This is a genomic window from Corynebacterium sp. HMSC074C04 (assembly GCF_001838295.1).
GTDB classification, from domain to species: domain Bacteria; phylum Actinomycetota; class Actinomycetes; order Mycobacteriales; family Mycobacteriaceae; genus Corynebacterium; species Corynebacterium amycolatum.
In genome coordinates, this window is the sequence record NZ_KV836272.1 from 1,057,515 (window position 1) to 1,062,133 (window position 4,619).

Below are 4,619 nucleotides of genomic sequence, written 5' to 3' on the forward strand. Positions count from 1 at the left end.
CCGGACCCGCCGACTTCAACCAGCTCCAAGCCGGCGACATCCTCGTGTGTCACTACACCGACCCGTCCTGGACACCCCTGTTCGGCCTTGCCGCCGGAGTGATCGCTGAAACCGGCGGGCGTCTCTCGCACGCCGCCATCGTCGCCCGGGGATACGGCATCCCCGCCGTTATGGGCGCCGCTGGAGCCACCACCACCCTGACCAATGGCCAAACCATCACCGTCAACGGCACCACAGGCACTGTCACCATCTAACGAGAGCGGGCGGACTTAAACGACGCGAGAATTTTTGGACAGCTGAACGAGCCCCACATGGTTCGATGCAACGCTGAATCCCGTCGTTGTTGAGTTCGTCCCCAGCACTGCCGAGGTGCGGCAATTGGTGGCTCGGATTCACGAAGAGTCCGCGAAGGAGGCCCACTCACGCATCTTCACCGACCCGTTCCCACGCGAGGAGACGCAACATCGGTGGAACTCGTACGTGGGCGCCATCGCACTGGCATCTCACGACTGCATCGTGACGAAGTTCGCCCTGTTCCGACGGCTAAGTCGACGCCTTCCACTTACTACCAGCCGCCACTCGGCGTGGAACATAAGGACGCCTCTTCGACATGGCCGCCAACGCATCCTGGCTATGGGTCTTCGATCCGCGTCTGATTGCGGCTGTTTGTCTGCCGGGGCGCGATGTTTCGGTGACCCTACCGGAGTCTTATGAGGACCTGGCGGATTGGCCGCTCGCGAAACGTTTGACTTTGGTGCGGGCAGTAACGGAGTTGGCCGCGAATATGGCCAAGCACTCATCGGGTGATGGTCAGCTGGCACTGATAATTGATCCACCTGTCGATGCTGATGACAGCCCGGCGCAGGTTCATTTGATGACCGCAAACCGGGCTGAGGGTGAAACCGTAGAACGCATAAAGCGAGCTGATGCTTGCCTGCCTTGCGGCCGTGCGTATGGTGTGGACCCCGGAGTATGCACTCGGGTTGCTGAGTTTCGTCTGCGTGCCGACGGCCGCAACCGTGGTCGCCATCATGACGTGGACCTCGCAAGCTGATGCCTGGCCAGCGCTGATGTATCGGCGCTCGCGCGGGAGCATCACGCTTCGCTTGTTTGCCTTGGATATGGCGTTTCTCGTACCGGTGCTCGTGGTTGCGGTGATTATCAGCGGCGCAGGCGGCGAGACCAATGGCCAGACCGGCATTAACCCCTGGCCGTACCAGGCGGTCATCGCGCCTCTTGTGGCCGCAATGACTGTGGCCGTGACCGGATTGATTGCGCGTCGAAGTGTGGCGGCCGCAATCTTTGTCTCGGTCATGCTCGGCGGTTGGGCGGTGATGGTTGGCGGTGATGTCCTCAGTGCCTCACCGCTGTGGTGGACCTCAGAATGGGGATGGACCTGGGTGGTCCGTGATTACCCCGAGCGGTGGCCGCTGATGGTTCTGGCATCCGCCATTGTGACCGGGGCATTCGTGGCCTGGGCGCGGGCAACGTCGCTGAAAGCCATCCGATTCCTGAGCTGACAGCGACGCTGACTGCAGCCACGCGCCAGCCCGCCTACTCCTCGATAGCCTCACGGACCTCTTCGACGCTGAGGTTGGAGTCTTCGATTTCCTTGCGAGCTTCCTTCTTCCGACCACGGCGAACAAGGCGGAAGATGCGCTTACGGCGGGAAGTCTCTTCGCTGATACGCTCACGACCGCGCAGCCAAGCAACGAGCATGACGGTAATGAGCAAAAGACCGATGTAGCCCAGGATTGGGTAGACCCAACCGATTAGGTTCTGGAAGCCCATAAAGCTCAAGGCGAAACCGAGCAGGACCAGAGCAACGTAGACAATCTTGAATTTTTCCGGGTGATTTGCGGTGACGCGACGCCCCAGTGCGTAGAACATGCCAAGTGCCGTGTTGAAGATCATGCCAAGGATTACCACGGCCATGGCCTGGCCCAGCCACGGGTGCAAGCGGTTAATAACGGTGAGCATCGGCACGGCATCGGTTGCGACAGTACCAACGGTGTGGAACAGCGTGATGGTGGTAATCAGCAGCATTGCGGAGTACACCAAACCGCCGACAAAGCCACCGGCTCCTGCAGCGCGGGGGTTGAACAGGCTGCCGCCAATAACAATCGCCATGGAGACCGCAACCATCAGGTTAAAGCCCACGTAGTTCACCGCGGCGACAACCCAGTTCGGCAGAGTGGTCGGGACTTCCGCAACGGCAGCTGCCTGCTCCGCGGCTGGGGTGGCATCGGTAAACGCCAGCGTATAAATACTGGCCAGCAGGATAAAACCGACGATAAACGGCGTAATCGAACCAATCACGGTGGTCACGCGATCGACGTCGAGGAAACCAGCCGCGATGGTCACCAGCATCATAATCACGGCACCAATCCACACGGGGATGCCCCACTGCTGCTCCATGTTGGCACCCGCACCGGCGAACATGACGAACCCCGTGGCGAAGAGCGTGATAATCACGCCGATGTCCAGTACGCGCGAAAAGATGGGATGCGATACGCGTCGGAAAACTTCGCCGTGCTCGCTGGCCTGGAAATAGCTTCCCAGCTGCAAAATGATCATCGCCATCAGGCTCATAATCACCGCTGAGAGAACGGCACCCCAGACACCATTGATGCCAAAGGCGACGAAGTATTGCATGATTTCCTGACCCGTCGCAAAGCCCGCGCCGACGACTACGCCGACAAAAGCAAATGCAACGCGCAGTACTTGCTTCACCACAAGGGTTCACTCCTATTCAACTATCTGATTGATATAACCACCTTACTTTTCTCAGTGAGTTTTACTAATCGCGATTAAGCGTTCTACGAAATTTCGCCTTTAAATCCCGCAGGCCACGCCGGTTGAATGCACCGGGCAGTAGCCGTTCGGATTCTTAAACAAGTACTGCTGGTGCTCGTCCTCGGCTCGGTAGTACTCCCCTGCCGGAGTCTCCGCGAGTGGCTTAATCTCCGTGGTAATGGGCCCCAGGCCAGCATCGGCAAGCTTCGGCGCGTACGCATCGGAGATTTCCTGCGCCCGGCGCGCCTGCTCGGGCGTCGTCGTGTAAATCGCGGAACGGTACTGCGTGCCGACATCATTACCCTGACGGTAGCCCTGAGTGGGATCGTGGGCCTCGAAGGCCTTCGCGATCAGCTGGTCGAAGCTAATCTGCTCCGGGTCGTAGACAACCTCCACAATCTCAGTGTGGTTGGTCCGACCGGTGCAGGACTCTCGGTAAGTGGGATTTGGCGTCACGCCACCGGCGAACCCGACCGACGTACTGAGCACGCCCGGGGTTTCCCAAAACAGCTTCTCAGCACCCCAGTAGCAGCCGATACCGATGTAGACAACCTCCTGGCCATCCTCCCATGGGCCGGTAATAGGCGTGCCGAGCACCGCATGCGGCTTCGGATTCTCCAGCACCGGGTGCGAGCCGCCCTTTAGCGCCTCACCTTCCGGCACAAGCTCCGCCGACCTACCAAAAAACCAACCCATCTTCGATGCCTTTCTATCTATGACTTCCTATGCTCTGCGCAACGCGTCCGCGGCGACGATTGTTCCGCCCGTCACCACCGCCACACTCACGTTTCACACGCCTCGTCACCAGAAACTACGGCACAACACGGGCTATGGTTTGGATTGTGCGTACGCTCAGCCTGCTTTCCGTCAATCCCCACGACTCGACCGATATCCTGCCCGACCTCCGTGCCGCGCTGGACGGCGAGGTCTCTTTGCTCCCCGTTCCGCTTCACGACGGCACGCGAGCCTCAATCTTGCGGAACTCGCAACGCGCAGGTGAGCCAATTGATGAGTCCATCGCACTTGTTGTCGGCACCTCCGGTTCCACCGGCACACCGAAGGGTGCACAGCTGACGGTGGATAACTTGGTCTCCTCTGCTACCGCTACACATCAGTGGCTCGGTGGTGAAGGACAGTGGCTGCTGGCGATGCCGGCCTACCATATCGCTGGCCTGCAGGTTCTCATCCGTTCGCTGCTCGCGGGCACGGATCCGGTGTGTGTGGATGTGACCGATGGTTTTGATGTAGCCGCATTCGCTGACGGTGCCGAGGCCCTCACTGGTGCCGGTGCCGGCGACCGCGCCTACACTTCGCTAGCTCCCATGCAGCTGGCGAAGGCCATGGAAGAACCCTTTGGCGTGGCAGCCCTGCGCCTCTTCGACGCCATCCTCGTCGGCGGCGCGGCCTTGAACCCGCAGGTGGCAGCACGTGCGGAAGAGCTCGGCATTAACGTCGTGACCACCTATGGCTCCTCCGAGACAGCCGGCGGCTGCGTCTATGACGGGCAGCCTATTGAGGGCGCACAGGTCGCCATCGAAAATGGTCGCGTCTGGCTGGGCGGGCCGATGATTGCACACGGTTACCGCAATGCGCCCGGTCACGAGGATTTCCATAAACCAGGTTGGTTCGCCACCTCCGATGCGGGCGAGATCCGCGATGGCCGGCTCGTCATCACGGGACGTCTGGACACCATCATCGACTCCGGCGGGCTGAAACTGCACCCCGAAGTCCTCGAGCGTGAACTGCTCGCCATCGATGGAGTTACGGGAGCTTGTGTGGTGGGCGTGCCACACCCACGGCTCGGCCACGCCATTGTCGCAGCG

The 4,619-nt window shown here is 60.4% G+C and carries 6 protein-coding genes; 4 read left to right on the plus strand and 2 right to left on the minus strand.

What is annotated here, in order from left to right:
* From HMPREF3011_RS09085 to HMPREF3011_RS09090, 3 genes are all read left to right on the plus strand, one after another.
* The coding region (locus HMPREF3011_RS09085; protein ID WP_246821487.1) for a PEP-utilizing enzyme at positions 1-254 on the plus strand (254 nt) is incomplete at its 5' end.
* 356 nt (positions 255-610) lie between these two features.
* Positions 611-1,054 (plus strand): hypothetical protein, encoded by a 444-nt coding sequence (locus tag HMPREF3011_RS11125; protein WP_246821489.1) that lies wholly within the window; start codon positions 611-613, stop codon positions 1,052-1,054.
* Complete coding sequence (locus HMPREF3011_RS09090; protein ID WP_246821491.1) at positions 1,002-1,520, plus strand: hypothetical protein; 519 nt, start codon at positions 1,002-1,004, stop codon at positions 1,518-1,520. The genes HMPREF3011_RS11125 and HMPREF3011_RS09090 overlap by 53 nt, the downstream gene beginning before the upstream one ends.
* Before the next feature lie 34 nt (positions 1,521-1,554).
* On the opposite strand, the gene HMPREF3011_RS09095 is transcribed toward HMPREF3011_RS09090, so the two are convergent.
* Together HMPREF3011_RS09095 and msrA are read right to left on the minus strand one after the other, a co-directional pair.
* Positions 1,555-2,736: a YkvI family membrane protein gene (locus HMPREF3011_RS09095; protein ID WP_038627584.1), complete on the minus strand. Its 1,182-nt coding sequence runs from the start codon at positions 2,734-2,736 to the stop codon at positions 1,555-1,557.
* Positions 2,737-2,835: 99 nt separating this feature from the next.
* Positions 2,836-3,492, minus strand: coding sequence for a peptide-methionine (S)-S-oxide reductase MsrA (msrA, locus tag HMPREF3011_RS09100; protein ID WP_038627581.1), 657 nt, complete (start codon positions 3,490-3,492; stop codon positions 2,836-2,838).
* Positions 3,493-3,626: 134 nt separating this feature from the next.
* On the opposite strand from msrA, the gene menE reads away from it, so the two are divergent.
* A partial coding sequence (menE, locus tag HMPREF3011_RS09105; protein WP_070841407.1) for an o-succinylbenzoate--CoA ligase occupies positions 3,627-4,619 on the plus strand: 993 nt, incomplete at its 3' end.

Bases quoted from the DNA above. Each gene is read 5' to 3' on its own strand.
- HMPREF3011_RS11125 (WP_246821489.1), top strand. From the start codon at position 611: ATGGCCGCCAACGCATCCTGGCTATGGGTCTTCGATCCGCGTCTGATT.
- msrA (WP_038627581.1), bottom strand. From the start codon at position 3,492: ATGGGTTGGTTTTTTGGTAGGTCGGCGGAGCTTGTGCCGGAAGGTGAG.